Here is a 3,557-nt window from a genome sequence, read left to right on the forward strand (position 1 = left end):
GGTCGCGGCGGGTTCCGCGCGCCGCTGAGGTTTGCTGTTTCCCGTCGACTTGGACCACCCAGACCGGGACGAAGGTGCGCAGCGACCCGTCGGCTCGGAAGGTGTTCAGTTGGATCTCATTGGAAGCGCGGAGGTCGTCCAATTCGTCGGCACTCCACTCAGGCATGGCCGTCGTCACCGTCGTGCGCTGAGGTCCGCGTCGCGACTGGCGAGGGGGTCGGCAACGCTTGCGTGGCAGCCCAACTTGCCAACAGTGACAGGCCGTCCGCCGGCGGACTGTCCGGCTCTGTCTCGGCGCTGTACACGGTGAGCTTCAGGCCGGTATCTGCCGACACAGATCCATGGCCCCGAAGGCCAGATCGAGCTCATCGACGACGGGGTGGCGGAAGTGCTTGGCGCCCGTTCGGTGGAGCCGGACAGTACCGTTCATCGTTATCAAGAAACACCGTCAATTTCACATCGGCGTCGGCGGCACCACTGCACGATTGGTATTCACGCGCCGCGTCGTGGGGGACATCGCGCCGCGCTGATCGGTTGGGCACGGCCGCAATGGGAGGAACACATGCGCCAACCACCGGCCGCGCTGGGTGTCGCGGTGATCTGCGTGCTGGTCGTCGGGTGCGGCAGCACAAAAGGTCTTGCCGGGTCGACGACGAGCACCCGATCGATGATTCCGCGTCCTCTTGTTGAGCGTGAGCTGGTGGAGTTGCTGCTCAGCCCCGACCAGGTGAACGTCGCCATGGCGGCGACGGCAATGACGGTGACAAATGCCCAGACCTCGATGTCTGACAACAGCGCCACCATGGCGCCTCCGGAGTGCCTCGCCATCGACGGGGCGGCGGAGGCGTCGGACTATCTCAACAGCGGTTTCCGCGCCGAACGCGATCAGAGCCTTAACGACGGCGACAACTTCACGCACTATCTCAAGCAGGCGGTGGTGCTATTTCCCCTCGTGGAAAAAGCCGGCGCCTTCTTCGATGTCTCCGCCCAGCGGTGGCCGGCCTGCCGCCAGTACACCCACACGCGCAGCGGATCGCAGTGGGCCGTCGGCCAGGTCTCCAACGCGAACGGCACGCTGAGTACCACCGCGACTGAACTGAATGCCAGTGCCCCCGGCTGGGGCTGCGGACGGGCGCTGGCGCTCAGAAACAATGTCATCATCGACATCAACACGTGCAGCGCTAACCCCGCTGACTCGGCGGTGAAGATTGCCAATCAGATCGCTGCCAACGTAACTGCGCGGTGGTAAGGCCCTCGTCACCGGAAATAACTGATTGAGGGTAGCAACTTGAGTTTCGCAGTTACGCGGCGGCTGCGGCGCAGGCTAGTTCGTAGTCGCGGTATTTGTGTGGATCGGGCTGAGCTGCGGCAACGCCCGTAATTCGGGATGCGATAAGGGTTCTGCGGAGTTTGGCGAGCATGTCTTCGAAGGCGGGCTCGTCTTTGTGTGGGTACCAGGGCTGGACCTCGCGGCGTGCGGCGAGGTCGTCTCGGTGGTATCCGTGCAGCGCGTACCAGACGATGACGAGGCTGTAGACGCAGAAGCCAAGCGGCACGGTGCGTTCCACCGCGCGCCGCAGTCGGTTGCGGGCTTGGCCGATGCCGAGTAGTTGTTTGCCGGCGGCGATGGCGGTCTCGATTGACCAGCGGTGGGTGTAGCGTTCCACGATGGTCTGGGCGTCGCTGTCGGTGTCGGTGGTGAAGATCGCCAGGACCCTGTCGCCGGCGGGGTCGCGGACCAGGACGGTGCGGCCTTCGGTGTTGCCGAACGCGCCGTACCAGATCGCGTCGCACAGGGCGATCTCGACGGTGTCGGTGTGGCCGTAGCGGGTCAGGGTGACCGGTCGCCAGTCGGCGTGTGCGGCGAGGTCGGCGGGGTGGCCGAGCCGGTTTCCCTTGAGCCGGGGTCGGCCGCGTCGGCCGGTGTGCGGCGGGGCGGGCGCGTAGAGCGCGGCGTTGACCGGCAGCCGGGTGGTGATCGTGGTGTGCTCGACCAGCAGGGCCTTGCCGTGGTAGGCGGCGTCCCCGGCTCCGTGCAGGCGGCGGTCGGGAAATGCTTGGGCCAGAAGTGAAATCATCTCTCCTGCCAGCTGCACCGGGGAGGCGGTGCCCTTGCCGCGCCACAACCGCAACAACACCGGCAGGCACACCGGGCGGGTACAGAACGGCAGCATGACGACGATGCCCACGATCACCCACCGGTTGCCGCGGCCCAGCGCGTTGGGGTCCTGGGCGGAGCCGTCGTGGGTCCAGTACGCGGCGTGCACCTTGGGCCCCCAGCGACGGAACAGGGTATCGTCGACCACCACCGTGATCGGCGCCCCGTCGGGCAGCAGCCGATCCACGATCAGCCGGGTCAGCACCAGCCCGATCGCCTCGACGTCCCAGGCGTGGTGGGAGAAGAACCGGCACGCCCAGTGGAACGACACCGCCGCGGCCATGCCCGCTCCGGCGAGCATCCCCACCACCGTGCGCCGGGTGGTGCGTGCCGCCAGCCCGGTAGCCAGCAGCGCGAACAACGCGAACGTCGATCCGCGGCGAAACGCGGGCCGAAAAACGTCCAACAGCGAGCGCCACGATGAGGGTAGGGTCAGGCCCGGAAGCATCGGCGGAACTCCATCTCGGGGTTGAACTTTCACAACCGCCGATGCTTCGTCATGCTTACCACCGGATCACGGCGACACGCCGAACAACGCCACAACAGCCCCAGAAATCACAGGCGTCACAGGCGTCAAACTGCGAAACTCAAGTGCTAGTTCGGACCACCGAAAAACACAGAAAATCATCCACAGGGCGCCGGAAGCTAGGGTAGGCGCATGCGGGTCGGAGTGCTTGGCGCCAAGGGCAAGGTCGGCGCGACCATGGTTGCGGCTGTCGAGGCCGCAGAAGACCTCACCTTCACATCCGGGGTCGACGCGGCGGATCCGCTGACCCAGCTCACCGACAGCCGCACCGAGGTCGTCATCGACTTCACCCACCCCGACGTCGTGATGGACAACCTGAAGTTCTTGATCGACAACGGAATCCACGCAGTCGTCGGCACCACCGGCTTCACCGACGAACGCCTGAAGCAAGTCAAGGCATGGTTGCAAAAGTCGCCGACTACCGCTGTCGTCATCGCCCCGAACTTCGCCATCGGCGCGGTGCTCTCAATGCATTTCGCCAAGCAGGCCGCCCGGTTCTTCGAATCCGCCGAAGTCATCGAACTGCACCATCCCCAGAAGGCCGATGCGCCGTCCGGCACCGCAGCCCGCACCGCTCGTCTCATTGCGGAGGCGCGAAAAGGGCTGCCGGCCAACCCCGATGCCACTTGCACCGGTCTAGACGGTGCCCGTGGCGCCGACGTCGACGGCATTCCGGTGCACTCGGTGCGTCTCGCCGGCCTCGTTGCGCATCAGGAAGTGCTCTTCGGCACCCAAGGGGAGACCCTGACGATCCGGCACGACAGCCTGGACCGCACGTCGTTCGTGCCTGGTGTGCTGCTGGCCGTCCGCACGGTCCGCGAACACCCCGGCCTCACAGTCGGTCTCGAGCCCTTCCTCGATTTGGCATGACAG

General features: G+C 65.8%; 3 protein-coding genes. 2 read left to right on the forward strand and 1 reads right to left on the reverse strand.

The window, feature by feature from the left end:
• The first annotated feature begins 562 nt into the window (after positions 1-562).
• Positions 563-1,249 carry a sensor domain-containing protein gene (locus VML93_RS32220; RefSeq protein ID WP_325616924.1) on the forward strand — a complete coding sequence of 229 codons (687 nt, stop codon included), beginning with the start codon at positions 563-565 and terminating at the stop codon, positions 1,247-1,249.
• 52 nt (positions 1,250-1,301) lie between these two features.
• On the opposite strand, the gene VML93_RS32225 is transcribed toward VML93_RS32220, so the two are convergent.
• Positions 1,302-2,606, reverse strand: a complete 1,305-nt coding sequence (locus tag VML93_RS32225) for an IS701 family transposase (protein WP_325616920.1) — start codon at positions 2,604-2,606, stop codon at positions 1,302-1,304.
• Between the two features lie 210 nt (positions 2,607-2,816).
• On the opposite strand from VML93_RS32225, the gene dapB reads away from it, so the two are divergent.
• A complete protein-coding gene (gene dapB / locus VML93_RS32230) occupies positions 2,817-3,554 on the forward strand; it encodes a 4-hydroxy-tetrahydrodipicolinate reductase (RefSeq protein WP_325616922.1) in 738 nt (245 codons plus the stop codon).
• The last annotated feature ends 3 nt before the right edge of the window (positions 3,555-3,557 follow it).

This window comes from Mycobacterium sp. (assembly GCF_035499775.1).
Lineage (GTDB): Bacteria > Actinomycetota > Actinomycetes > Mycobacteriales > Mycobacteriaceae > Mycobacterium.

Coding starts and splice junctions, on each gene's coding strand:
- dapB (WP_325616922.1), top strand. CDS start 2,817: ATGCGGGTCGGAGTGCTTGGCGCCAAGGGCAAGGTCGGCGCGACCATG.
- VML93_RS32220 (WP_325616924.1), top strand. CDS start 563: ATGCGCCAACCACCGGCCGCGCTGGGTGTCGCGGTGATCTGCGTGCTG.
- VML93_RS32225 (WP_325616920.1), bottom strand. CDS start 2,606: ATGCTTCCGGGCCTGACCCTACCCTCATCGTGGCGCTCGCTGTTGGAC.